Annotated in this window: 25 protein-coding genes; 21 read left to right on the top strand and 4 right to left on the bottom strand. The window is 64.5% G+C overall.

Going from position 1 to position 24542, the window contains the following annotated elements; genetic code table 11:
- Positions 1–18: 18 nt before the first annotated feature.
- From HAP47_RS26880 to HAP47_RS26850, 7 genes are all read left to right on the top strand, one after another.
- On the top strand, positions 19–1335 hold the full coding sequence (locus HAP47_RS26880; protein WP_231168409.1) for an ABC transporter substrate-binding protein: 1317 nt from the start codon (positions 19–21) through the stop codon (positions 1333–1335).
- Between the two features lies 1 nt (position 1336).
- Positions 1337–2068 (top strand): ABC transporter ATP-binding protein, encoded by a 732-nt coding sequence (locus tag HAP47_RS26875; protein WP_173642023.1) that lies wholly within the window; start codon positions 1337–1339, stop codon positions 2066–2068.
- The gene (locus tag HAP47_RS26870) at positions 2055–2753 is read left to right on the top strand and encodes an ABC transporter ATP-binding protein (protein WP_173642024.1); all 699 of its coding nucleotides are present in this window, start codon (positions 2055–2057) and stop codon (positions 2751–2753) included. The genes HAP47_RS26875 and HAP47_RS26870 overlap by 14 nt, the downstream gene beginning before the upstream one ends.
- A 16-nt stretch (positions 2754–2769) precedes the next feature.
- Positions 2770–3636, top strand: coding sequence for a branched-chain amino acid ABC transporter permease (locus HAP47_RS26865; protein ID WP_173642025.1), 867 nt, complete (start codon positions 2770–2772; stop codon positions 3634–3636).
- A gap of 5 nt (positions 3637–3641) precedes the next feature.
- On the top strand, positions 3642–4661 hold the full coding sequence (locus tag HAP47_RS26860; RefSeq protein WP_231168408.1) for a branched-chain amino acid ABC transporter permease: 1020 nt from the start codon (positions 3642–3644) through the stop codon (positions 4659–4661).
- A gap of 66 nt (positions 4662–4727) precedes the next feature.
- A complete protein-coding gene (locus tag HAP47_RS26855) occupies positions 4728–6740 on the top strand; it encodes a copper amine oxidase (RefSeq protein ID WP_173642027.1) in 2013 nt (670 codons plus the stop codon).
- Positions 6737–7054: a hypothetical protein gene (locus HAP47_RS26850; RefSeq protein ID WP_173642028.1), complete on the top strand. Its 318-nt coding sequence runs from the start codon at positions 6737–6739 to the stop codon at positions 7052–7054. The genes HAP47_RS26855 and HAP47_RS26850 overlap by 4 nt, the downstream gene beginning before the upstream one ends.
- On the opposite strand, the gene HAP47_RS26845 is transcribed toward HAP47_RS26850, so the two are convergent.
- The 3 genes from HAP47_RS26845 to HAP47_RS26835 all read right to left on the bottom strand — a co-directional run bounded on the left by HAP47_RS26845 (position 7040) and on the right by HAP47_RS26835 (position 10436).
- A complete protein-coding gene (locus HAP47_RS26845; protein ID WP_173642029.1) occupies positions 7040–8392 on the bottom strand; it encodes an aminotransferase class III-fold pyridoxal phosphate-dependent enzyme in 1353 nt (450 codons plus the stop codon). The genes HAP47_RS26850 and HAP47_RS26845 overlap by 15 nt on opposite strands.
- A 119-nt stretch (positions 8393–8511) precedes the next feature.
- Positions 8512–9177, bottom strand: a complete 666-nt coding sequence (locus HAP47_RS26840) for an HAD family hydrolase (protein WP_173642030.1) — start codon at positions 9175–9177, stop codon at positions 8512–8514.
- On the bottom strand, positions 9174–10436 hold the full coding sequence (locus tag HAP47_RS26835) for a Tm-1-like ATP-binding domain-containing protein (protein ID WP_173642031.1): 1263 nt from the start codon (positions 10434–10436) through the stop codon (positions 9174–9176). Before HAP47_RS26835 ends, HAP47_RS26840 begins: the two co-directional genes overlap by 4 nt.
- A 218-nt stretch (positions 10437–10654) precedes the next feature.
- Here HAP47_RS26835 and HAP47_RS26830 point away from each other — a divergent pair, with 218 nt between their 5' ends.
- From HAP47_RS26830 to HAP47_RS26815, 4 genes are read left to right on the top strand one after another with little or no spacing between them, the layout of a single operon-like run.
- On the top strand, positions 10655–12139 hold the full coding sequence (locus tag HAP47_RS26830; protein ID WP_173642032.1) for an aldehyde dehydrogenase: 1485 nt from the start codon (positions 10655–10657) through the stop codon (positions 12137–12139).
- Positions 12136–13524 (top strand): transaminase, encoded by a 1389-nt coding sequence (locus HAP47_RS26825; protein WP_173642033.1) that lies wholly within the window; start codon positions 12136–12138, stop codon positions 13522–13524. The genes HAP47_RS26830 and HAP47_RS26825 overlap by 4 nt, the downstream gene beginning before the upstream one ends.
- Positions 13524–14321, top strand: a complete 798-nt coding sequence (locus HAP47_RS26820) for an SDR family oxidoreductase (protein ID WP_173642034.1) — start codon at positions 13524–13526, stop codon at positions 14319–14321. The genes HAP47_RS26825 and HAP47_RS26820 overlap by 1 nt, the downstream gene beginning before the upstream one ends.
- 53 nt (positions 14322–14374) lie before the next feature.
- On the top strand, positions 14375–15145 hold the full coding sequence (locus tag HAP47_RS26815; RefSeq protein WP_173642035.1) for an SDR family NAD(P)-dependent oxidoreductase: 771 nt from the start codon (positions 14375–14377) through the stop codon (positions 15143–15145).
- A gap of 49 nt (positions 15146–15194) precedes the next feature.
- Here the strand turns inward: HAP47_RS26815 and HAP47_RS26810 are convergent, their stop codons facing one another.
- Positions 15195–15797: a LabA-like NYN domain-containing protein gene (locus HAP47_RS26810; protein ID WP_231168407.1), complete on the bottom strand. Its 603-nt coding sequence runs from the start codon at positions 15795–15797 to the stop codon at positions 15195–15197.
- 1070 nt (positions 15798–16867) lie between these two features.
- Here HAP47_RS26810 and HAP47_RS26805 point away from each other — a divergent pair.
- The 10 genes from HAP47_RS26805 to HAP47_RS26760 all read left to right on the top strand — a co-directional run bounded on the left by HAP47_RS26805 (position 16868) and on the right by HAP47_RS26760 (position 24533).
- On the top strand, positions 16868–17083 hold the full coding sequence (locus HAP47_RS26805) for a hypothetical protein (protein WP_173642037.1): 216 nt from the start codon (positions 16868–16870) through the stop codon (positions 17081–17083).
- Positions 17084–17174: 91 nt separating this feature from the next.
- Positions 17175–17390 (top strand): hypothetical protein, encoded by a 216-nt coding sequence (locus tag HAP47_RS26800; RefSeq protein WP_173642038.1) that lies wholly within the window; start codon positions 17175–17177, stop codon positions 17388–17390.
- A 69-nt stretch (positions 17391–17459) separates the two neighbouring features.
- Positions 17460–17966, top strand: coding sequence for an A24 family peptidase (locus HAP47_RS26795; RefSeq protein WP_173642039.1), 507 nt, complete (start codon positions 17460–17462; stop codon positions 17964–17966).
- A gap of 1 nt (position 17967) precedes the next feature.
- A complete protein-coding gene (cpaB, locus tag HAP47_RS26790) occupies positions 17968–18933 on the top strand; it encodes a Flp pilus assembly protein CpaB (RefSeq protein WP_173642040.1) in 966 nt (321 codons plus the stop codon).
- Complete coding sequence (locus HAP47_RS26785; RefSeq protein WP_173642041.1) at positions 18933–20129, top strand: AAA family ATPase; 1197 nt, start codon at positions 18933–18935, stop codon at positions 20127–20129. The genes cpaB and HAP47_RS26785 overlap by 1 nt, the downstream gene beginning before the upstream one ends.
- Positions 20126–21571 (top strand): CpaF family protein, encoded by a 1446-nt coding sequence (locus HAP47_RS26780; protein WP_173642042.1) that lies wholly within the window; start codon positions 20126–20128, stop codon positions 21569–21571. The genes HAP47_RS26785 and HAP47_RS26780 overlap by 4 nt, the downstream gene beginning before the upstream one ends.
- Positions 21571–22497, top strand: a complete 927-nt coding sequence (locus HAP47_RS26775; protein WP_173642043.1) for a type II secretion system F family protein — start codon at positions 21571–21573, stop codon at positions 22495–22497. The genes HAP47_RS26780 and HAP47_RS26775 overlap by 1 nt, the downstream gene beginning before the upstream one ends.
- Complete coding sequence (locus tag HAP47_RS26770; protein WP_231168406.1) at positions 22434–23402, top strand: type II secretion system F family protein; 969 nt, start codon at positions 22434–22436, stop codon at positions 23400–23402. Before HAP47_RS26775 ends, HAP47_RS26770 begins: the two co-directional genes overlap by 64 nt.
- Positions 23403–23405: 3 nt before the next feature.
- Positions 23406–24059: a methyltransferase family protein gene (locus tag HAP47_RS26765; RefSeq protein ID WP_173642044.1), complete on the top strand. Its 654-nt coding sequence runs from the start codon at positions 23406–23408 to the stop codon at positions 24057–24059.
- A 27-nt stretch (positions 24060–24086) separates the two neighbouring features.
- Positions 24087–24533 (top strand): hypothetical protein, encoded by a 447-nt coding sequence (locus HAP47_RS26760; RefSeq protein WP_231168405.1) that lies wholly within the window; start codon positions 24087–24089, stop codon positions 24531–24533.
- Positions 24534–24542 lie beyond the last annotated feature (9 nt).

The following is a 24542-nucleotide window of genomic DNA, read 5'->3' as shown; positions in this document are numbered from 1 at the left end:
GTTTCAGGGGAGAGGGACATGACGGAGAATTCGAAGACCAACTCGTCCATCGGCCGGCTCAACCGGCGCACGCTGCTGAAGGCGGCCGGTGCGACCGGCCTCGCATCGGCGATGAATGTGCCATTGGTCAACGTCGCGCGGGCCGCCGGCAACACCATCAAGATCGGTTGGGTCGGTTGCCTCTCCGGCGTCCGGGCGCCGTTTGCCGAACCCGACACCTGGATTCATGAACGCATCAAGGCGCGCCTCAAGGATGGCCTCAAGATCGGCGGCAAGACCTGGCAGGTCGAGTTTGTCTTCAAGGACAATCAGTCCGATCCGAACCGCTCGTCGGTGGTTGCGAGCGAGCTGGTGCTGCGCGAGAAGTGCGACCTGATCCTGATCGAGGACGGCGACGCGCAGGCACCGGTGCAGGAGCTCGCCGATGCCCGCGGCATTCCCTCGATCTCGACCATGGTGCCGTGGCAGGGCTGGATGTTTCCGCGCAAGTCGACGCCCGATAAGGGCTTCCCCTACAGCTATCACTTCTTCTGGGGCGCCGATGATGTCGTGAAGAACTTCCTCGGCATGTGGCAGTCGGTCGAGACCAACAAGAAGGTCGGCACGCTCTACATCGACAATCCCGCCGGCCAGGCGTTCTCCGACCCGAAGGTCGGCTTGCCCGGCGGCATTACGCAGGCGGGCTATCAGGAATTCTCCGCCGGAAAATTCCAGATTGCGACCGACGACTTCACCAATCAGGTGTCGTCGTTCAAGAACAACGGCGTCGACATCGTCTCCGGATTCACTTACGGCAATCACTGGGTGACGCTGTGGAATCAGGCGGCCCAGGCCGGCTTCAAGCCGCAGATCTGCACGGTGGCGGCGGCGTTCCTGTTTCCAAGTGCGGTGAATGCGCTCGGCGATCGTGGTGACGGCATGTCCACCGAAGTTTGGTGGACACCGGCCTATCCGTTCAAGTCGTCGCTGACCGGACAGACCGCCGCCGAACTCGCCGCGGAATGGGAGAAGACGACGGGCAAGCAATGGACCCAGCCGATCGGCTACGCCCATGCCTTGTGGGAGGTTGCGCTCGCCGCATTGCAAAACAGCGATCCGAAGGACAAGAACTCGCTGCGCGATGCCATCGCGGGTCTCGACATGGAGACGGTGGTCGGACCGGTGAGGTTCAAGGGAACGCCGATCAAGAACGTCGCAGTGACGTCGCTGTCGGGCGGGCAATGGCGCAAGACCAAGGGCGGCAACGCGAAATACGAGCTCTTGATCGTGCACAACGGGACGGCGCCGTTCATCCCGAAGCAGGCCGATCTCCAGCTGCTCTCGAAGCTTGCCTGAGATGTCACCTCTTCTGCGCGTCAGCGAGCTGTCGAAGCGTTTCGGCGAGATCGTGGTCGCCGACAATGTCGGCTTCGAGCTGGCGCGCGGCGAGTGCCTCGGCGTGATCGGCCCGAATGGCGCCGGCAAGAGCTCGCTGTTGAACCTGATCGTCGGCCTGCTCACGGCCGACGGCGGTTCGATCATGCTCGACGACAGGGAGATCTCAGGCCTGCCGCCGCATCGCCGGGCGCGGCTGGGGCTCGGGCGCGCGTTCCAGATCCCGCAACCGTTTCCGCATCTGTCGGTTTACGAGAACGCGCTGGTGGCGGCGTCCTACGGCGCGGGCCTGTATGGCGAGGCGGCGTCGAACTGGACGATGGAGGTGCTGCAGCGCACCGGGCTCGACGCCAAGGCGGACAAGCTCGCCGGCGCCTTGCCGCTGATCGATCGCAAGCGACTGGAATTCGCCAAGGCGCTGGCCTCGAAACCCAAGCTGATTCTGCTCGACGAGATCGCCGCCGGGTTGACCGAGCCCGAGGTTGAGCGCCTCGTTGCCATCATCAAGTCGGTGAAGGCAGATCACGCCATGATCTGGATCGAGCACATTCCGCACGCCTTGCGCGCGGCGTCGGATCGCATCCTGGTGCTCGATTTCGGCCGCAAGGTACTGGAGGGGCCGCCGGCCGAGGTGATGGACAGCGCCGTGGTGCGCGAGATCTACATGGGATTGAAGGCCGATGGCGTTGCTTGATGTGAACGGCCTGCAGATCTTCTATGGCGATCTCCAGGCCGTGTTCGACATGAATTTCACCGTCGCCGACGGCGAGGCGGTGGCGCTGGTCGGCGCCAACGGCGCCGGCAAGTCGACGTTCCTGAAGGCGCTGGTCGGGCTGAACGAGGAGCGGCGAGGGGCGGTGCATTTCGACGGTATCGATATCTCGCAGATGCCAGCCGAGCAGGTGTCGCGGCTCGGGCTCATCATGGTGCCCGAAGGTCGGCTGCTGTTCGATTCGCTGACCATCGAGGAGAACCTGCTGATGGGCAGCGTCAACCGGCGCAAGGGCAGCTGGACGCTGCGGCGGGTGTTCGACCTGTTCCCGATCCTCGAAGAGCGGCGGCGGATGTTTCCGGGCCAGCTCTCCGGCGGCCAGCAGCAGATGGCGGCGATCGGCCGCGCGCTGATGTCGAACCCGCGGCTGCTGCTGTGCGACGAGATCTCGCTCGGGCTCGCGCCTGTCGTGGTCGAGCAGATTTATCGCTCCTTTGCCGACATTCGCCGCGAGGGCACCGCGGTGGTTCTGGTCGAGCAGGACGTCAAGCGCGCGCTCGCGACGTCGGAGCGGATCTACTGCCTGTTGAAGGGGCGGGTGTCGCTGACGGGCCCGGCGCAAGGGTTGCAGCCGGAACAGCTGACGCACGCCTATTTCGGTAACTAGCCAGGATTGGCACGATATGATCTGGGTTGAGACATTGATCAACGGAGCTCTGCTGGGCGGGCTCTACGGCCTGCTCGGCATCGGGCTCGCCCTGGTGTTCGGCGTGATGCGCGTCGTCAACATCGCGCACGGCGAGTTCATGGTGCTGAGCGCGTTCTGCGCCGTGCTGCTTGCCAATTTGTTTCCGCAGGTCTCGCCGCTGCTGATGCTGATCCCGGTGATCGCGCTGTCTTTTGCGGTCGGCTGGCTCTATCAGGCGGCCATCGTCAACCGGGTCGTGACGTCGCCCGATCCGCTGTCGCCGTTGCTGCTGACCTTCGGCGTCTCGGTGATCCTGCGCAACGTCATGGTCGAAATCTTCGGCGCCGACGTGCGCAGCCTGCAGGTCGGCGAGCTGTCGCGCGCCAGCCTCGAGATCGCCGGCCTCAACATCGGCATCATGCCGCTGCTCACGCTGGTGCTCGCCGCGCTGCTGTTCATGGCGCTGCAGCTCGTGCTGCGCCATACCGAGTTCGGGCGGATCGTGCGCGCCACCGCCGACCGCCGCGACATCGTCCGGCTGTCCGGCGTCAAGCCGGATCGGGTCTACAACTATGTCATGGGCCTGTCGCTCGCGCTCGGCGCGATCGGCGGCGTGCTGCTCGCGGTGCGGTCGAGCTTCACGCCGTTCTCGGGCGCCGAGCGGCTGCTGATCGCCTTCGAGGTGGTGGTGCTCGGCGGGCTCGGCTCGTTCTGGGGCGCATTGCTCGGCGGCATCGCGCTCGGCATGGCGCAGTTGATCGGGCTGAAGATCGATCCGAATGCCGGGCTGCTCTACGCGCATCTGTTGTTCTTCATCATGCTGTTGATCCGCCCGTCGGGTCTCGTGTCGAGCAGGGTATGACGCAGATGCCGACACGGACAATTTTCCTCGCCTGCGCCATCGTGCTGGTCGCGATCATCGCCGGCGCGCCCTTCGTGCTGAACGAGGGCATCCTGCGGCTCGCGACCGAATGCCTGCTGCTGCTCACGATGGCGCAGATGTGGAACCTGCTGGCGGGTTATGCCGGGCTGGTGTCGCTCGGCCATCAGGTCTTCATCGCCTTCGGCGCCTATGCGCTGTTCCTGACCTCCGGCTGGCTCGAGGTGACCCCGATCTGGGTGCTGCCGGTGGCGCCGCTGGTGGCCGCGGCTGTCGCGGCGATCATCGCCTTTCCGCTGTTTCGCTTGCGCGACGCCTATTTCTCGATCGCGATGTGGGTGTTCGCTGAGATCATCGGCGCCTTCACGATGAAGTCGCAGGCCGTTGGCGGCACCTCGGGCGTGCCGCTCGCCACCAGCAAGCTGATCGATTTCGACTGGTTCGAGCCGACCATGTTCTGGCTCGCGGGCGGGCTGACGCTCGTCACCATCGCCGCGCTGTACAAGATGATGACCTCGAGCTTCGGGCTCGGGCTGATGAGCGTGCGCGACAATGACCTCGCCGCGACGAGCGTCGGCGTCGACGTCCGGCATAACCGCTTCATCGCCTTCGTGCTCTCGGCGGCGGGATGCGGGCTTGCGGGTGCGTTGAGCTTCATGGGCAATCTGTTCATCGCGCCGCTCGCGGCCTTCGACGTCAACTGGTCCGTCTACATGATGTTCATCGTGATCATCGGCGGTATTGGGACGCTGGAAGGCCCGATCCTCGGCGTCATCGTCTTCTTCGGCCTGCGCGAATTGATGACCGGGCCGCTCGGCCTGTCCGGCGGCTGGTATCTGGTCGGCCTCGGTATCATTGCCGTCGCCGTGATGATCGTGGCGCCGCGCGGCATCTGGCCGGCCTTGCGCGATCGCCTCGGTGTACGGCTGCTCGATGTCCACCGTGCCGCGCCACGGCCGGCCGCGGCCACCATCCTGCCGGGTGCATCGGAACGGGTTGCCGGATGAGGCAGGCCTTCACGCCGTCACCATTGCTTGTATTCTGACGGTTCTGGCTTTTGCGTGGAGGGTGTGATGGCTCGGATATTCCGGGGATGCGGATCGGCATTGGCCGGCCTGGTTGCGATGACGATGGCGGCGCCGCTGCCGGCGCAGGCGGAGCGCAGGATGTGGCCGCAGGCGGCCGCCACGCACCCGATGGACGGGCTGACAACGGACGAAATCCGTTCGGTCACCGAGATTCTCCGCGGCGCCGGCAAGCTCGACGATGCGGCGCGGGTCGTCTCCATGACGATCGACGAGGACCCCAAGGACGAGGTGCGGGCGTGGAAGCCCGGACACCCCTTCGCGCGGCGGGCGAGCGCGACGCTGCTGAGCGGCGGGCACCTCTACGAAGCGCATATCGATCTCGCCGCACGCAGCCTGCTCGGCTGGGATGAGATCAGGGATCATGAGGCCGCGCTGACCATCGACGAGCTGGTGTCGGCCGGGGATCTGCCGAAGCAGGACCCGCGCTGGATCGCCGCGATGGCCAAGCGCGGCATCACCGACTTCCGCAATGTGCTGTGCCTGCCGTTAACGGTCGGCCCGGTGAGCGACCCCGCCCTGAAAGGCCGCCGCCTGCTCAACGTTCCCTGTGTCGACACCACCGGCGCCGCCAACAATCTCTGGGGCAAGCCGATCGAGAACCTGATCGCCCAGGTCGATCTCAAGAGCAAGACGGTGCTGTCGGTGACCGATCTCGGGGTGCTGCCGCCGCCGGCGCAGACGCCCTCGCATGCCTACGCCGACTCCGGAAAATACCGCAAGCCGCCGAAGCCGATCGAGATCACCGCGCCCGAGGGCAGCAATGTGAAGGTGGAGGGCGGCCAGGTCCGCTGGGACAACTGGTCGTTCCATGTCCGTCTCGAGCCGCGCGTCGGCGCGGTACTGTCGTTGATCCGCTACGACGACCACGGTACGTTCCGTGACATTGCCTACCAGATCTCGGCGAGCGAGATGTTTGTGCCCTATATGGACCCGGCGCCGACCTGGTCGTTCCGCGCCTATATGGATATCGGCGAATACGGCTTTGGCGTGCTCTCCAGCGAATTGCAGCGCGGCATCGATTGCCCCGAAGGCGCGCATTTGCTCGATCTGACGATCTCGGACACCAAGGGCATGCCGGTCGTCTCCAAGGGCGCGGTCTGCATCTTCGAGCGCCCGACCGGCGATCCGATCTGGCGCCACAGCGAGCTGCTCAACAATACCGCCGAGGTGCGGCCGAGCAATGAGCTGGTGGTGCGGATGGCTCCGGTGGTCGGCAATTACGACTATCTGGTGGACTACGTGTTCGACCGTGCCGGCAATATCGACGTGCGGCTCGGCGCCTACGGCATCGATGCAACCAAGGGCGTCGCAAGCCGAACCTTGAGCGATCCGACGGCGAAGCAGGACACGGCCTACGGGACGCTGGTCGACGAGCGGCTGCTGGCCGTCAATCACGATCACTACATGACGTTCCGGATCGACATGGACGTCGACGGCACCTCGAACCGGCTGGTCGAGGACCGCTTCAGCGTCCGCCGGCTGGATGAGGGCCAGCGCAAGAGCCTCTGGCAGGTCGACACCAGGCCGGTCGCGACCGAAGGACCGATCACGACGCCGCTGAGCGCGGCGCAGTTCAGGATCGAAAGTACGGGCAAGACCAACAAGCAGGGCTATCGCACCAGCTATCAGCTGGTGCCAGGACATTCCGACGTTTCGCTGCTCGCCAAGGATGATCCGATCCAGTTGCGCGCCGGCTTCAGCGCCTACACGCTATGGACCTCGGCCTACGCCAGGGACGAGCGATATGCCGCAGGCATGTACCCGAACGAGAATCCTGAGGTCGATGGCTTGCCGAAATGGACTGCCGCGAAGCGGCCGATCGAGGATCGCGACCTTGTGCTGTGGTACACGGTCGGCTTCCGCCACGTGCCGCGCGCCGAGGATTGGCCTGTGATGCCCGGCCTTTGGCATGGCTTCCGGCTCCGTCCATTCAACTTCTTCGATCGCAATCCCGCGCTCGATGTGCCGCCCATGGTGAATGCCAGGGACACCAAATGAGTGACCGCGTGCATCACAGGGGAGCGGTTGCCGGCGCGCTGCTGGCGCTGTTGGCGGCGCAGCCTGTCGCGTGGGGCGCGGCGGCCGAAAGCGGCGCTGACGATGCGTCCTTGCTCTATTTGAGCAGCGGCGACTGGGAGCGCCAATCCGCGCCGCGCAAGGTCGCGCTCGCGGCCGACTTCATGCGGATATTCTGCACCGACCAGAGAATGTCGGCGGTATCACTCGCCGATTGCCTCGATAGTGACAAGGCGGACGGCGCGCCGTTCGAGCGCGCCATGGCGTGTGTCAGTGCGCTGTCAGCCGGCCGCTGAGAGGCCAGCCTCGATCCCTTCGGCGATCGCCTTCACATCCAATGAGGTGAGGATCAGGGGCGGGGACAGGATCAGGTTGTTGCCGGAGACGCGCAGCATCACGCCGGCCTCGTAGGCGGCATCGGCAACCTTCGCCATGGTCTTCTTGTCGGCGGGCTTCTTGCTGTCGAGATCGGCGACGAGCTCGAGCGCGGCCATCAGGCCCTTGCCCCTGACGTCGCCGACCAGCGGATGCTTGGCCTTGAGCGCGGCCAGCGCTTGCGCGAGGTCCTTGCCGCGTGCGGCGGCATTCTCGTCAAGTTTGAGGCGGCGGGTCTCGGCGAGCGCAGCAAGGCCCGCGGCGCAGCCGACCGGATGGCCCGAATACGTGTAGCCATGGCCGATCGAGCCGAACGTGGTCGTGTCAGTCTCGAAGGTCTCCGCGACCTGCTCGCCAATCAGCGTCGCGCCGAGCGGGAAATAGCCCGAGGTGATCGCCTTGGCCATCGTCATCATGTCGGGCTTCACGCCCCACAGAAGCGAGCCCGACCACGCGCCGGTGCGGCCGAACCCGGTGACGACCTCGTCCGCGATCATCAGGATGCCGTGCCGGTCGCAGATCTCGCGCGCCACCTTCATGAAGCTGTCCGGTGGCACGATCACGCCGCCGGCCCCGAGCACCGGCTCCATGATGAAGGCCGCAATGGTATCGGCGCCCTGGAACGCGATCTCCTCCTCCATCGCCGCCGCGCAAAGCTGCGCGAGCCTCGCAGGATCGGCTTCGTTGAAGGGATTGCGATAGGTCGACGGCGCCGGGATGTGGAATACGCCGGGCAGCATCGGCTCATAGTTGCGGCGGAAATTGGCGTTGCCGTTGACGGAGGCGCCGCCGAAATGGGTGCCGTGATAGCCCTTTTTCAGCGCCAGGAACTTGGTGCGGTCGGCCTGGCCCTTGATCTTCCAGTATTGCCGCGCAAGCCGCAGCGCGGTCTCGACCGAGTCCGATCCGCCTGACGTGAAGAAGGCGCGAACCATGCCTTCCGGCTTGAACCATTCGGTGAGCTCGTAGGCGAGCTCGATCGAGGGACCGCTCGAGGAGCCGCGGAAGCCTGAATAATACGGCAGCGCGCTGAGCTGGTCGGCGATCGCTCGCTTGATCGGATCGCAGCTGTAGCCGAGGTTGACGTTCCACAGGCCGCCGACCGCGTCGATCACGGTCTTGCCGTCGATGTCGGTGACGTGGACGCCTTCGCCCTTCATCACGATCCGCGGCGGCTGCGCCCGCATCTCGGCGGGGTGGGCCATCGGATGCCAGATCGGCTTGGCGTTGTTCTCAACCAGAAAGTTTCTGTCGCGCATGATCGCTCTCTGTCCGGCTGGAGCCTTTTCCGTTCCGATGGAATCGGAACGAGGCTCCAGATTCTAGTTTTGACGCATTTTCTTCACGCGAACCGGTACCCACTTCGCTCGAAAACGCTTTAGTCGAATTGCAGCCCGAAGTGCCGCAGCGCCTCGCTGTAGGACGCGGCAGGATTGCGCACGTCAAACAGCACCGTACGCATGTTGCACGCCGCGGCGCCGGCGATGTTGCGACGCTGGTCGTCGACGAAGACGCAATCTTCTGCCTCCAGCGCTAGTTCGTCCAGCACGCTTTGATAGGCGCGCCGATCGGGCTTCAGGATTCCGGTATGGGTCGCGTCGACGATGATATCGAAGTGCTTGAGGATGGAGAGGCGGGTGCGGAACTCCGCGCCATAGAACAGGTCGAGCTCGTTCGAGAGGATGGCGAGCCGGAACCCGGCGTCGGCGGCGAGGGTGATCGCGCGCGCCGCCTCGGGACGGATCACGGTGTCGGGATCGGCGCCGCGCGCACGCTTCACGAAGGTCTCCATGTCGCGCCAGTCCTCGCCGACCATGCGCCCGACCTCGCGGCTGCGAGTCAGCCAGTAATCGCGTTCGGAGATCTCGCCACGCTGCATCGCAGCCCAGAGCGGATCGCTGTCGGGGGCAAATGGCCCGAGCCACCGCAGCGTGCACGGTGCGAGCCCGACCGCGCACTCGGTCAGGTCATGGGTCTCGAACAGGGTCTTTGAGATGACGCCGCCGAAGTCGAGCACCAGCGCCTTGGCGAACGGCCTCGTCATGCGGCAACCGTTGCGCTGCCGGGGCGAACGATGCCGGCCGCGACCCATCGGTCGAAGATACCGAGCACCGTTTCGTTGAACGCCGAGCTGTTGATATGGTCCTTGATCTCGTGCAGTTCGACCGGCGGCCGGACCGCCGACCGCATCGCGTCGACAAAGGCGGCGAGGGCGTCGGGGTCGTGCAGGGCTTCGCCTTCGCGGTCCCATTGCTGGATGCCGCCGGCGGGGAGCACAAAGGCGACGGGTGCGCTGGCGCCGGCGAGCTTCTCCGCAATCGCGTGGGCGATCCGGCGGCGATCGGCGGCTCCCGAAGTCGCCGACGCGAGCAGCCGGTTGTGAGCGTGGAACGGCCGATCCGAGAGCTCGTTCGGAACCCCAAGCCAGGCCGGGAAGTCGACCATGTCGACCGCCCCGGGGGCGACGATTTGCGGAATGCCGGCTCTGCCCGCATTCTCCAGCCGGTCGGCGCCTGAATTGACCACCGAGCCGGTGAGCTGATTGGCGACCTCCTGCAGGCTGAGGTCCAGCACCGCGGCAAAGCCGCCCTGGGCGGCGATCGACTCCATCGCACGTCCACCCATGCCTGTGGTGTGGAAGACGACCACTTCATAGCCGCGCTGCTCAAGCTGCGGCTTGAGCTCCACCATGTAGCGCAGGCAGCTCTTGCCGAGCGAGGTGATGGCAACGACCGGCCGGTCCCGGCTCGGCTTGATTGCGCTTTTCGCCGCGCCGACGATCGCGCCGCAGGCTTGCGACAGCACGGCGGTGCAGGTGCCGTTGAGGCCATAGAGGCCGCCGGCCCACAGGATCATCATCAGATCGGCGGCGACGCGCTCGGGCGGGATCAGATGCGAGAATGCGACGGTCGAGACGATCAGCTTCGGCAGGCCGAGCGGCAGCGCCTGCGCGACGTCGAGCGCAAGGTCGGTTCCCATCGTGCCGCCGATCGCGATCACGCCGTCGATGGCATCCTGCGCCGCGAGCTTGCGCGCCAGATTTGCGGCGCCAATCGCCATCAGGGACATCGCTGAGTTTTCGTCGCCGCTGGATGCGATCGCCGCGATCGTGGTCTGCGCAGCGGATGCCACCGCGTGCTTGTCATGTGCGGGTTGGTACGGCGGATCGCCGAGCACGCTGATGTCCATCATGATCGTGCTACCGCCGGCGCGCGCGATGCACGCGCTCATGAACAACAGTTCGTCGGCCTTGGTGTCTCCAGTGCCGATCAGAAGAATGCGGGGCTGCGTGATCTCGGGCATGACCTTTGGCTCGCCGGCGGCGTGAGGGATGTGGACGAGTTGGTTTGCACCCAGCGGGCAGGGCGTTCGGCCATCGTGCGATCACGCTATGAGTGCGCTGGCCGCGGCGACATCCACCTATCGGTTGATTGCTGCCAAAGCCTTGATTTGGCGAGGATTGCGCCATGCCAGCGGTCCTCGGTCGGGAGCCGCTTTTGTCACCGTCACGATGATCGCGCATGCAGCAAGCCCAGATTGATCTGTTACGCTCGGCCGCAATTCCGGCCCAGCAGCTCTTCATCGGCGGCCGGCCGGTGCAGGCGGTCGGCGAGGCACGGCTCGATGTGGTGTCGCCGATCGACGGCAAGGTGCTGACGACGATTGCAGACGGCGATGCGACCGATGTCGACCTTGCGGTGAAGCGGGCACGACAGGCCTTCGAGCAGGGAAGCTGGTCGCGCGCGGCACCGGCGCAGCGCAAGAAAGTGCTGTTGCGGTTCGCCGATCTGATCGAGCAGCACGCGCTCGAGATCGCGGTGCTCGGTGTGCGCGACAACGGCACCGAGATCGGTATGGCATACAAGGCCGAGCCGCTGTCGGCGGCCGGCACCGTCAGGTACTACGCCGAGGCGATCGACAAGGTGTATGGCGAGATCGCGCCGACCTCGGGTGATGTGCTCGGGCTCGTGCATCGCGAGCCGCTCGGTGTCGTCGGCGTCATCGTGCCGTGGAATTTCCCGCTGATGATCGGGGCCTGGAAGATCGGTCCCGCACTCGCCGCCGGAAACTCGGTCGTGGTCAAGCCGTCGGAGCTGGCATCGCTGACCCTGCTGCGCCTTGCCGAGCTTGCGACCGAGGCTGGCCTGCCGGACGGCGTGCTCAACATCGTCACCGGCCGCGGTGCATCGGCCGGCGAGGCGCTCGCACTGCATATGGACGTCGATGTGCTGGCCTTCACCGGCTCGGGTGCGGTCGGCCGGCGGCTGCTGGAATGCTCGGCGCGGTCGAACCTGAAGCGGGTCCATCTCGAGCTTGGCGGCAAGTCGCCCAACATCGTCCTCGCCGATGTGCCCGACATCAAGCATGCGGCCAAGGTCTCGGCCAACGGCATCTTCCGCAATTCGGGTCAAGTCTGCGTGGCCGGCTCGCGGCTGCTGGTGCAGTCCGCGATCTATGACCGCTTCATGGATGCGCTGCTCGACGCCACCGGAAAGCTCAGGGTCGGCGATCCCCTCGATCTGACGTCGGATATCGGCGCCATTTCGAGCCAGGTGCAGTTGCGCAAGAACCTGGATGCGGTTGCCCGCGCGGAAGCGCAGGGCGCGAGGCGGCTGGTCGGCGGCGAGCAGATCCGCGTCGAGAGCGGCGGCAACTTCATGGCGCCTGCGATCCTCACCGAGGTGACGCCATCGATGGAGGTCTGGCGCGAGGAGGTGTTTGGTCCGGTGCTGGCGGTCACGCGGTTCGACGGCGAGGAAGACGCGACAGCGCTCGCCAATGCCACGCCCTATGGACTTGCATCGGCGGTGTGGACCGGAAGTCTGTCGACGGCGCATCGAATGGTGCGCGCCATCAAGGCCGGCGTCGTGCACGTCAACGCCTATGGCGGCGCCGATATCACGGTGCCGCTCGGCGGCTTCAAGCAATCCGGCTTTGGACGCGACAAGTCGCTCCACGCCCTCGACGCCTATACCGACCTCAAGACCGCCTGGATCGCGCTATGACATCAGCATCTGCCGAACGCGCCGGCGTTCTGAACCGATTGCTCGATGCCGAGCAGGATCGCTTCCGGGCACTTCATCCGCGCTCGGCGGCGGCTTGGCAGCAAGGGAGGCAGCACTACCTTTATGGCGGTCCGTCGCACTGGATGCGGCGCTGGGCCGGCGGCTTCCCGGTCTATGTCGAGGAGGCGCACGGCGCGCATATCAGGGACATCGACGGCCGCGACTATATCGATTTCTGCCTCGGCGACACCGGCGGCATGTGCGGCCACGCGCCCGAGGCAGTGACGGAAGCCGTGCTGTATCAGCTCAAGCGTGGCGCGACCATGATGCTGCCGACGGAGGACAGCCTCTGGGTCGGTGCCGAGCTGTCGCGCCGCTTCGGTCCGAAATACTGGACCTTGACGACGTCGGCGACCGACGCCAACCGCGCCGCGATTCGTATCTCGCGCATGATCACCGGCCGCCGCAAGGTGCTGGTGTTCTCCGGCTGCTATCATGGCGGCGTCGAGGAGGCGCATGTCGAGATCCGCGACGGCCGCGTCGGCTTGCGCAACATGATCCATCCCAACGGCATCGATCATGACGCCGTGAGCCGGGTGGTCGAATTCAATGATGTCGTGGGGCTGGAGGCGGCGCTGGCGCAGGGCGATATCGCATGCGCGCTGACCGAGCCGCTGATGACGAATTTCGGCATGATCCCGGTCGACCCTGGTTTTCACCAGGCGTTGCGCGAGCTGACCCGCCGCGCCGGTACCTTGCTCATCATCGACGAGACGCACACGTTGTCGTGCGGGCCGGGCGGCTACACGGAGAGCCACGGGCTCGAGCCCGACATCTTCGTCGCCGGCAAGGCGATCGCGGGCGGCATCCCCGCCGGCGTGTTCGGTCTGAGCGAGGAGATTGCCGAGCGGCTCTGGAAACTCGTTCCCCACGTCAATCCGCGCGAGCGGCAGTCGGCGCATCTCGGGTTCGGCGGCACGCTTGCCGGCAACGCGCTGACGGTCGCGACCATGCGCGCGGTGCTGGAGAAGGTTCTGACATCAGCGAATTACGAACGGATGATCGGAACCGCGACTTGGCTCGCGCAGGAGGCGCGTCGGCTGATCGAGGCGGCCGGGCTGCCCTGGCACGTTACCCAGATCGGCGCGCGTGCCGAGATCATGTTCATGCCACGACCGCCGCGTAGCGGCGCCGACGTCACTGCCGGCCGGCAACCCGATCTCGAGACCTTGCTGCATGCGTTCTACATGAACGAGGGCATTCTTGTGACCCCGTTCCACACCATGCTGCTGATGTGCCCGGCGACCTCGGGGCAGGACGTCGACAGGCACACCGCGGTGTTCGCGCAGTTCATCGATCTGCTGCGCGGGGCGGGAGCAATCTGATGCAGACGCTTCCGTTCAATCTCGACGGCCGGGTCGCCATCGTCACGGGCGGCGGCCGGGGCATCGGCGCCGCTATAGTGACGCGGCTCGCGCAGGCCGGCGCGACCGTGGTGATCGCCAATCGGACGCTCGACGTGGCCGAGGCGCTGGCGCGCGAGCTGGCGGCCGATGGACGGGCGGCGCATTGCGTTCCGTTTGACCGGCTCGATCGCGGCAGCCTGGGTAAGATGATTGACGATGTAGCTGCCAAATGCGGCCGGCTCGATATCGTCGTGCACAATGCCGGCGGTTGTCCGTGGGCCTCGCTTGACGAGCTCGACGAAGCCAAGCTTGACGATACGCTGGCGCTCAATCTGAACGCCAGCATCTGGCTCGCGCAGGCCGCAGTTCCGCACATGCGCGCCGCCAGCTTCGGACGCATTCTGGTGACATCCTCGGTGTCGGCGCGCGTCGCGATGGGCGGCGGCGCGCATTACTCGGCGGCGAAGGCCGGCGTCAACGCGTTCATCCGCGGCGCCGCCTTCGAGCTCGCGCGCGACGGCATCACGGTCAACGGCGTCGAAGCTGGCTTCATCGAGAAGCCCGGCCGGGGCACCATGAGCGCGCCGGAGAACAAGGCGAAGCTCGAACGCTTCATTCCGATGGGGCATATGGGGAGCGCGGACGACATCGCCTGCGCGATGCTCTATCTCGCGTCCACTGAAGCAAAATATGTCACCGGGCAGACCATCGTCGTCGACGGCGGTTCGACGCTGCCGGAGACCGGATTTGCCGTCGAACGGCAGTGGGGGCTCTAGATGAGCATGATCTTTTCGGAAAACCGGTTTCCACTTTTCCGGATCATGCTCTGATGCCGCGGCTGGACGGAAAGACCGCGCTGGTGACGGGCGCAGCCACCGGGATCGGCCGGGCCACGGCTTCACTGCTGGGATTGAGCGGCGCGCGCGTCGTGATGTTCGGCCTCGGTGACGCCGAGCTTCAGGCCGCCGCGGCGGAGTGCGGCGGGCAGGCGGTCCATGGCGACGTCACGCGTCCGGACGACATTGCCAAAGCCGTCGCCGCCTGCGGCGCATGGCTCGACATCGTCGTCAACGCCGCCGGCTTGATCGTGCCGGATCAGCCCGCGAGCGTCTCCGACGAGGTCTGGGCCAGGACGCTCGATGTCAACCTCACGGGGACCATGCGGGTCTGCCGGGCATCCCTGCCACTGCTCCGGCAGCGCGGCGGTGCGATCGTGAACATCGCCTCGGTTGCGGCGTTCAACGCCAGCCCGGACAGCGCAAGCTACGCCGCCAGCAAGGCGGCCGTCGTCGCCTATACGCGTTCGCTGGCCTACGCCCACGGCGCCGACGGCATCCGCGCCAATGCCGTGGCGCCCGGCTGGGTGCGGACGCCGATGAGCGCCTATGAAATGCAGCTGCTCGCGGACCAGAATGGCACCACCGCCGAGACCGAGTTTCGCGGCGTCGAACGGCGGATCGCTTTGGGCCGGATGGCCGAGCCCGCGGAGATCGCGGCATGCTGCCTGTTCCTGGCCTCCGACGAGGCGTCCTTCGTGACCGGAGCGGTGCTGGTCGCCGATGGCGGCGGCCGCTCGCCGACGCAAAACCGCGCCGTGTAGCGCCTCGTTTCGAAGCAGTCGCAACGTGGCTCGGAAGGCGCCCGCAACGTCACTCCGGCGCTATCGGATGGGCAGGACGCTCGATCGATGGCTTGAGGCCCTCGAGTTCGACGAAGGCATCGGCGTGTCTGCGAAGCTCATCGGCGACCATCGGAGGCTTCGTTCGAATGCTGGAAACGACGGTGACACGCACGCCCTTCCGCCTGACGGCTTCGACAACGGCTCGCAAGTCACCATCGCCGGAGAACACGAACGCATGGTCGATGCGGTGCGCAATCTCCATTGCGTCGACCGCGAGCTCGATGCCGATGCTGCGCTTCATTCGCCTCCGTCCATCGCCGTCGTCGTGCTGCTTGGCAGCCTTTCTCCTCACCGCATATCCGTTGTAATCGAGCCAATCTACCAGCGGCCGAAGGCTGCTGAACTCGTCGTCGTCCCTCACGACCGTATAGAAATAGGCGCGGACGATTTGCCCATGCTTGCCGAACTCCGAGAGCAATCGCCGGAAGTCGACTTCAAAGCCGAGGTTCTTGACCGTCGTGTGCAGATTCGCACCGTCGATGAAAAGTGCAATACGATCGGTCATCTCAAGTCCCCATGAGGCCCGGATCAGTTGCAGTAAATATTGGTCCTGGAAATTTCGCGAGCGCATGCCGGGCGCTCAATTGAAATATCTGTCTGATCCTAGAGCAAGGACTCGGCGGGGATGAAGCGTAATTTTCGACTGCGGCGGGTGCCATGGTGTTCGTGCGCCCATTGATAACGCAATGGTCCAAGCGTACGGCCGGCCCCTCGCATGGAAATGAAGCGGTCGCCGTTGAGAAGAATGTTGCCGTTTATGTCCGCGACTCACGCTGGTGCATTCAGCGCCGAAGAATTCCCTCGCCATGGCATTTCGACCTCATCGGGCGAGCGCCGCTCTGCGGGCGCCGGGCAATGGTGCATCGCGGCGGCGCCGACGAGCTGCCGCGCCGGAGGCGACTATGCGTCACCAACAAAACTATATCCAAAATCAATCGGGTGTATCGGCGCCATTTTGTGCCAATGCGATATTTCGAGATACCACTTTTTTGCAGACGCAGGTTTTCGCCGAGACCGGTTTCGCCGGAGGCGGGGACGGCCTTGCGTCCCCGGATTGAGCAGACTTTCTGTTATTGCCGGCGGGCGTGGCTGCGTGGCGGCGTGTCTGTTGCGTCGCCTCAGCAACTCTCTCGCCCTCATCGATAACGAACGGTCGCGATCGACCCGCTGCTCGATGTGATGTTCGTATCGGCAGGAGGCAATATCGGCCGCGCCGGCCCAGGCGAGCAAGCCGCCGGCGACGGTCGCCGAGTGGCGACATCCAACCCGGAGGCCTGCGGCCGGCTCGGTGGGGATTCCGGGACCTGTTACTCAAGCGAGGCCGTCATTGCGGACGTCGTTCTTGCGACAACTTGGCCATGGGGGCGCTCTTGGGGCTGTCACCGTATTCACACGGGGGCGCCACACTGAAATGTCGCGAAACGCCAAAACACCTATAATCTAAGGGGTATTCGTTCGTTGTCTTCGGTGCGGCATGCCCAGAAGGGGACGCCGGCCGCCACATCGGTAGGGTTAACAAAGGATTACCGAGTGACAGATTTCTTCCGGCTGACTATAAGCAAAACTTAGTTGGCGGATTTTGCCCCAACGAGTTGCGTAAATTAATTGTAAATGCATTCATCCTAAAAGGGATTTTTTCCTATGCTGAAGCTCTATATCCAGACCACCGAATCCGTCAAGCGTCTCGCCTCGGACAAGGACGGCGTCGTGTCGTTCGAATACGTGATCGTCGCCGCTTGCGTCGTCGCCGCGGTCGCGGCTGCGTTCGGTACCAGCACTTCGTCCGGCATCGGCAAGGCGCTGAGCACCGCGATCACCAGCATCAGCACCGCTCTCACCACCGCTGTCTCGGCCTAAAATCCGATCATTGACGGCGTTGGCAGAATTATTTCTGCCAACGGTCGCCAACAGGATTGAGATGTCGGCAAGGTAGAAGGAGGCTCGCTCCATGTTGCATCATTGCATCAAGGCTAGAGACGTGTTGCTGCGTCTGCGCGCGGACAAGGACGGCGTCGTGTCGTTCGAGTACGTGATCGTGGCCGCCTGTGTCGTGGCCGCGGTCGCTGCCGCGTTCGGCACAAGTACTTCCAGCGGTATCGGGCAAGCGTTGAGCACTGCGATCACCGCGATCTCTACTGCAGTTACGACCGCGGTCTCTGCCTAGACACGGAAGACCGCGCTTCGGAGGGGGGCATCATTCTATGCCCCCCGCCATTTCTGAGGCACATATTTCATGAGTTGGATTGCGTCCACGACCTCGTGTCTGGAAATCGCATTGTTGTTCTATGTCGCAACGATCGATATCGCGACACGGTTGATCCGAAACGAAATTTGCCTGGCGCTCGCGCTCCTTGGGATCGTCGGCCAATTGGCCAGCCCGATGCAGGTTGGCCATTCGCTGATGGTCGCCGCAGTCCTGTTCCTGGCGCTGTTCGTGATCTACCAGCGCGGCCTGATCGGCGGCGGCGATGTCAAGTTGCTGGTTGCCCTGGCGATCGGACTACCATTGGCCGGTGTGATTGAGCTGCTGACGGTAACCGCATTGGCCGGTGGCGTTCTGGCCGCGGTGCATCTGATGATGCGCCGCCTGCCGCATCCGAAGCTGGCACCCGCCGGATCGTCGCTGATGCGCCGGGTCTACGCGGTCGAGCGCTGGCGTCATGTGCGACATGCGCCTCTGCCCTACGGCGTCGCCATCGCATGCGGCGGCATCTGGACCATTTTGAGCAAAGGATTTTGACATGTCGTCCGCTCTGCGCGTCTCGATCATCATGGTGCTGTTGCTTGCGGCTACGGCCCTTGGGCTCATTGCCTATAGCGTGAACCAGCCGAAGGCCACGGTTGTTGCGGAGGCGGTCGCCGAAAAGCAGCCGGCCGTGCCAACGACAGTCGGTTATTTTGTTACGACACGAGCGCTTTCGAAAGGAACATTGGCGCGGGACGAGGATTTCGCAGTCCGCCAGGCGGCGCCGAACCGTGTTCCCGCAGGAGCCATCCTCGAAACGCCTGATTCCAAGGCCGGACTTCCGGGTTCTCTGGTTCGCAAGTTCGTCGAAGCCGGCAGCGCCATTACCTTGGAGGACATCCTGCGTCCGAAGGATCGTGGCTTCCTCGCCAGTGTTCTGGCGCCGGATAGCCGCGCGATCAGCATCAAGGTCGATGAGGAGACGGGCGTCTCGGGTCTGATCAGGCCGGGCGACAATGTGGACGTGGTGCTGACCCAGGTGTTCGAGAAGGCGAACGTGGCGCGGCGGGCCGTGAGCGAAACCGTTCTGTCCAATGTGCGCGTGATCGCGATCGATCAGGAGATTGCGCAGGGCGGCCGACCCGTTACCAATGCGGTCGTGGGCAAGACGGCGCAAACCGTATCGCTGGAGCTCAAGCCGGATCAGGTCAAGAAGGTGTCCGTTGCAAAGCAACTCGGAACACTCTCTCTCGTCATCCGGGCTGCGGCCGAGCAATGGGACAAGACCGATACGGGAGCGACATCCAGCTGCGACGTGTCGCCCGAGCTGGCGCGCCAGAGCGCGCTTGCCGGCCAGAGCACCATGGTCGCGATATATACCGGAAACGAAGTCAAGCAGTACTCGGTCAGGAAGCAGGATCTCGACGACGACGCCCTTGCGAACTGCGACGGCGCGACGGAGACCGATCGTCAGGCGACAGCGGTGGTGGGGGATGCGGGCAAGGGGCCGGAGAAACGTTGATGAGTATGGCCGTAATGGAATCACCGGAAGAGACGACGTCCATTGTCGCGCGTAACCGCATCGTCTGCTTCGTCAACGACGAGCTGAGCGCCGCAGCCCTGCGCAAGGGGCTCGACGGCAGCAACCTCGTGATCCGGCGTGGCACGATCCGTCATGCGACGCGCATGCTCGAGACCGACACCGATCTGTCCGCGCTGGTGACCGATATCAGCGGGATCGATGATCCCTTCACGGAGCTGGAGCGTCTAGCCAGCGTCTGTCCGCCCGATGTCAAAGTGTGCCTGATCGGCGAGAACAGGGAGATCACCTTCTACCGCGAGCTGATGGAGATCGGCCTTACCGAGTATCTCCCGACGCCGATCACAAGGGATATGGTGCTGGACCAACTCCGGCCGAAGCTGGTTGGCGACGTCGCGCCCGCTCACAATGACCGTGGCGGGCATGTGGTGTCGATCTGCGGTGCGCAGGGCGGTGCGGGAGCGACCAGCATCGCCATCAACCTCGCGCTGCAATTGGCCGAAACCACCAAAGCCAAGGTGGCACTGCTCGACCTGCATCTGCAGGGCGGCGAGACCGCGGTGATGCTGGGTGTTCGCCCGGGACCCGGCCTCCGCATCGCCCTTGAAAACCCGATGCGGGCCGACACGCTGTTCCTGGAGCGGGCGGCGATCGAGGTGAATGACCGGGTTGTCCTGATTTCCGGCGACGAAGATCTCGATGCCAAGCTCGATATCACCGAAGCGGGTGTGCGCCACGTGCTGGGTCTGCTCCGCCAGCGGTTCAACTACGTCGTCGTCGACGTGCCGGTGCCGTTCCCGGCATCCATCTATCCGGTACTTCAGATGTCGCGTCACGTGCTGGTGCTGCTCGAAGCCGAGGTGACCGGCCTGCGCAACGCGCACGCGCTCCGTAACGCCGTCACCAACATCGCCGGCAAGGATCGGGTCTTTACCTTGCTCAATCGTGCCGATCGTCCCGGCGGTCTGCCCAGGGCCACCATCGTCAAGGCGCTGGGCGCTGAGCCGGACATGATCATCCCGGACCTCGGCAAGGGAATGACCCAGGCCGTCAACCTCGGCGTTCCCGCTCTCAAGCATGTCTCCGCGCTGCGGCGGCACCTCGCTCCGATCGTACGGGAGATCACCGGCGTCGGCTCCAGGAAGAAGGCAGGGTGGAAGAGGTGGCTCGGGCTATGAAGAAGTTTGGCAGGCGCGCAGACGAAATGCCAGTGCGGATGCCCGGGGCGATGCCAAGCCCGCCGGCAGAGGCGCCAGGCGTTTGGCCAGTACCGCCGGCGTTGCCGCCGACGGAGACGGGCGTGGCGCCCTCGGCGTCCAGCCTGTTTGTATCGGAGCCGAGGCAGGAAGAGCCTGTGACGCATCATCCGGTGATGCCGTCGTCGCTGCGCGAACGCGTGATCGAGCAGATCGAGCCGGCGGTGGCTGCGACCGTGTCCCGCGACGTCCTTCGGCGGCAGATCGAGGAAATCATCCACGGCATCGCCAACCAGGAGCGGCTGGAGCTCTCGGGCCGCGAGCAGCTCTTCCTGGCGGAGGAGATCGCGGACGACATGACCGGCTACGGGCCGCTCCGTCCGCTTTTGCTCGACGAGACGATCAACGACATCATGATCAACGGGCCGAGCAACGTCTATGTCGAGCGGGGCGGCAGGCTCGAGCGGGTCGCCGTCCGGTTTCGCGACAACGACCACATCGCCCAGGTCGCACAGAAGATAGCCGCGCAGGTCGGCCGGCGCGTCGACGAATCCAGTCCGATGGTCGACTGCCGTCTGCCGGACGGCAGCCGCGTCAACATCATCCTCCCCCCGCTCTCGGTCCACAGCCCCTGCATCTCGATCCGAAAATTCCCGAGCAGGCGCCTGAATATCGTCGGCATGATCGAGAACGGCTCGATGACGCCGGCGATCGGGCAACTCCTGGAGATCGCCTCCCGCTGCCGGCTCAATGTGCTGGTCTCCGGCGGCACCGGCTCCGGCAAGACGACGCTGCTCAACGCGATGAGCCAGTTCATCGATCACAGCGAACGCGTGGTCACGATCGAGGATGCCGCGGAGTTGCAGCTGCAGCAGCCGCACGTGATCAGCCTGGAGACGCGGCCGCCGAGCCTCGAGGGCACGGGACAGGTGACGCAGCGCGACCTGCTGTGGAATGCGCTGCGCATGCGGCCGGACCGCATCGTCGTGGGCGAGGTGCGCGGCGCCGAGGCATTCGACATGCTGCAGGCGATGAACACCGGTCATGACGGATCGATCTCCACCGTGCACGCCAACAGCGCGCGCGATGCCCTGACCCGCATCGAGAACATGGTTCAGATGGGTCAGGTCAACCTGCCGTCGCGCGCGATCCGCGCGCAGATCGTCGCCGCGCTGGATCTCATAGTGCAGGTCGAGCGCATGCGCGACGGGCAGCGCCGCATCGTGCAGGTCAGCGAGGTGATCGGCCTCGAGGGCGAAGTGATCACCACCAATGACATTGCGCTCTTCGAGTACAAGGACGAGGACGTTCACGGGCGGATCTCGGGCAGCTACAGGTCCACGAACGCGGTCCCGAAATTCAAGAGCCGCCTCGTCTACTTCGGGCTCGAGCGAGCCTGGGCCGAAGCGATGAGGCAGATCTGATGTCGACACCCCTGGTCATCGTTCTGGTGCTTCTGCTGTGTGCTGCGGTCAATACCCTGTGGCTCGACGGGCGACAGAGGCGTTTGGACCGCCGGCTCGAGATCGCTCTGCCGACGGCTCAAGCCGAAATCTTGGTGTCCATCCGTCGCGCGGCCAAGGCGTCTCGTTGGAATATGCTCAATCGCTTCATCAATTATCGCCCCGAGATGGTGTACGTCGTGCGCCCGGTCTATGTGCTGCTTGCAGGGGCAATGGCCGCGGCGGGAGTCCTCTACCTCAATGAGGTGCTGAAGTTTCCTGGCTATCGAGCGGCTATTGCGGCTGCGGTCGTCGCGCTCCTGGTCGTGCGTGGCCTTTTCGGGTGGCAGCAACGGACCTTCGCCAATCGACTCTTCCAGCAGCTTCCCGACGCGGTCCAACTCGTGACGAGTACCGTCCGGTCGGGGCTGCCTGTCAACGAAGCATTCCGCACCATCGCCCGCGAGATGCCGCAACCGACATCCGGGCAGTTTGCCATCGTCTGTAGCGAACTGAACATGGGCAGGTCGCCTGAGGAAGCCGTGGAAGAGATCTATCAGCGAACGCAAGTGCCGGAATATGCGATGTTTGCGGTCACGCTTGCGGTGCAATTGAAGACCGGCGGCAGTCTGGCGGAAACGCTGCAGACGCTGGGCGAGACGGTGAGCCAGCGGGTTGCGCTGGCGGCCCGTGCGAAGGCGCTGGCGGGCGAGGTCATCTTCTCCTCGCGCGCCCTTACGTTCGCGCCGCTGGTTGTCGGCGGGCTGCTCTACTGGATCAATCCACAGTCGATCGATCTGCTGTTGTTCGATCCAGAAGGAAACGTGCTGCTCGCTTATGCGGCGTGTTCGGTGCTGATAGGACATTTCGTGATCCGCTGGATGGTCAGAAGGGAAACGGCGCTATGACGGCTGTTCTCGCCTTTGCATCCCTTGCCGTCGTGACCGCGGCTGCAACCTTCCTGTTGATCATCCGCGAGGTGCACCTCCGCGCCTTGAACACGCGTGTGTCGAACGCGGTGCTGGGGATTCCCGACCAATCGGCCTCGTCAAGGGACTTGATTGGCTGGCTTTCGTCGCTCGGCACGCGCTACAGGCGCTTCTACGGTCAGGAAAACCTCGACCAGTTGCGGGTGGTTCTCCAGTCCGCCGGATTCAATCACTATCGCACGCTGCCGATCTGGATCGGATTCAAGACGGTCAGCATGTTCCTGTCTCCGATCGCAGCTTTCTCTGTCGCGCAGATTCTCGGAAGCCCGTTCAACGACACGATGATCTATACGCTGCTTGGCCTGGCGATCGGAATCGTGGGACCACGCCTGATCCTGTCGGTGCTGAAGCGCCGCTTCGATGCGGCGATCCGGCTTGGCACGCCCGACACGATCGACTTGCTTGTCGTCTGCAGTGAAGCAGGCATGGGCCTGGAGGGCGCGCTGGAGCGCGTGGCGGACGAGATGCGGGAGACCAATCCAGCCATCGCCCATGTGTTGCACGGTCTTCTTGATGATCTCCGGATATTGCCGAACCGTGCCGATGCATTCGAGAAGCTTGCCTCCACGTCGGAGGGGCTGCGTCGTTTTGGCACCATGGTCAGCCAAAGCCTGCAATACGGCACGCCATTGAGTCAGGCGCTGCGCAGCATCGCCACCGACTTGCGCCGGGAGCGCATCACCAAGCTGGAGGAGCGGGCGCACAAACTGGGCGCCAAGCTCACCGTTCCGATGGTGCTGTTCATGCTGCCGGCGATGTTCGTCATTCTGGGCGCGAGCCCGTTCCTTCACCTCATGCGTACATTCTCCAACATCGGTCACTAGGCCATGAGCGCAAGTACAATGACACTGCCGGCAAGCCTGGCTTACGATCGGATAACCCGGGTGCTGGGCAGCGCCTGGTTCCTTCTTCTGGGACTGACCGTAACATTCAAGCTCGGGGCATCGGCTGGCGAGCCGTGGCCATCGCTCGTGTCGAGCCTTTGCCTCGGCGTGTTTTACCTGATGCTGGCAGTGCTGGTTCTGACCCGGGCGCCGGCCAAGGCGCACGCCGAAGGCCTGCTGCCGAGGGTAGCCGCATTCGTCGGCACCTATTGGCCGTGGACGATCACGTTCTTCGCCAAGACTGAAGGGGCGGTGCCGAACCTTGCGTCGACACTTTGCGTGCTGACCGGCATGATCATGATCCTCGTCACCATCCGGCATCTGGGACGGTCGTTCAGCCTGGTGCCGCAGGCACGTTCGGTGGTGCAGACCGGTCCGTACCGCTGGATCAAGCACCCGCTCTATCTGTCGGAAGAGATCGTGTTCCTGGGTGTCGTGCTGCAGCACCTGAGCCTCGTGACCGTGGCCTTGCTGATCCTGCACGTCGGAATCCAGGTTTGCCGAATTCTCTACGAGGAGGACGTGCTTCGGCGCAACCTTCCCGAATATTCCAGCTACGAGGCGTCGCGCTGGAGATTAATCCCCTATGTCTGGTGAGTGGCCATGTCCTGCAGGGAAAGTCGAATGAGCCTCAAGCGTACTCTGATCGCGGATCAGCGCGGCGCGGTCGCGCTCGAGATGCCGATCGTCTACCTTTTCCTGCTCATGATCGTTTTTCTGCCGCTCGCTGATCTCGCGGCCGCCGGCTACCAATATGCATCGGCGTGGGACGCGCTGCGCGCGTTCGGGCAGTCCATCCAGTACTCGCCGCCGCCCGACGTGACGAACTCGTCGAGCTGGGCGACCACCGCGCTCGCCAAGGCCGATTCGCGTTACCCGATTACGAGCATTCAGCTCATCTGTGGCGACAGCAATGCCGTGTGCTCGGGCGCCAACCCTCCGTCGCCAAAGTACTATTCATACAGCACGACGGTTACCCTGAAGCCGTTGGTGCTGAAGTCGATGCTGTGTACCAGCGGCAATGCCAATTCCTGCTCGTTCACGTTGCCCTATACCGAACGGTTTCAATAGGAGTGTGCC

Source organism: Bradyrhizobium sp. 41S5 (genome assembly GCF_011516665.3).
Classification (GTDB): domain Bacteria; phylum Pseudomonadota; class Alphaproteobacteria; order Rhizobiales; family Xanthobacteraceae; genus Bradyrhizobium; species Bradyrhizobium quebecense.
Note: the sequence above shows the minus strand (reverse complement) of the source record. Positions and strands in the feature narration are given on the sequence as shown.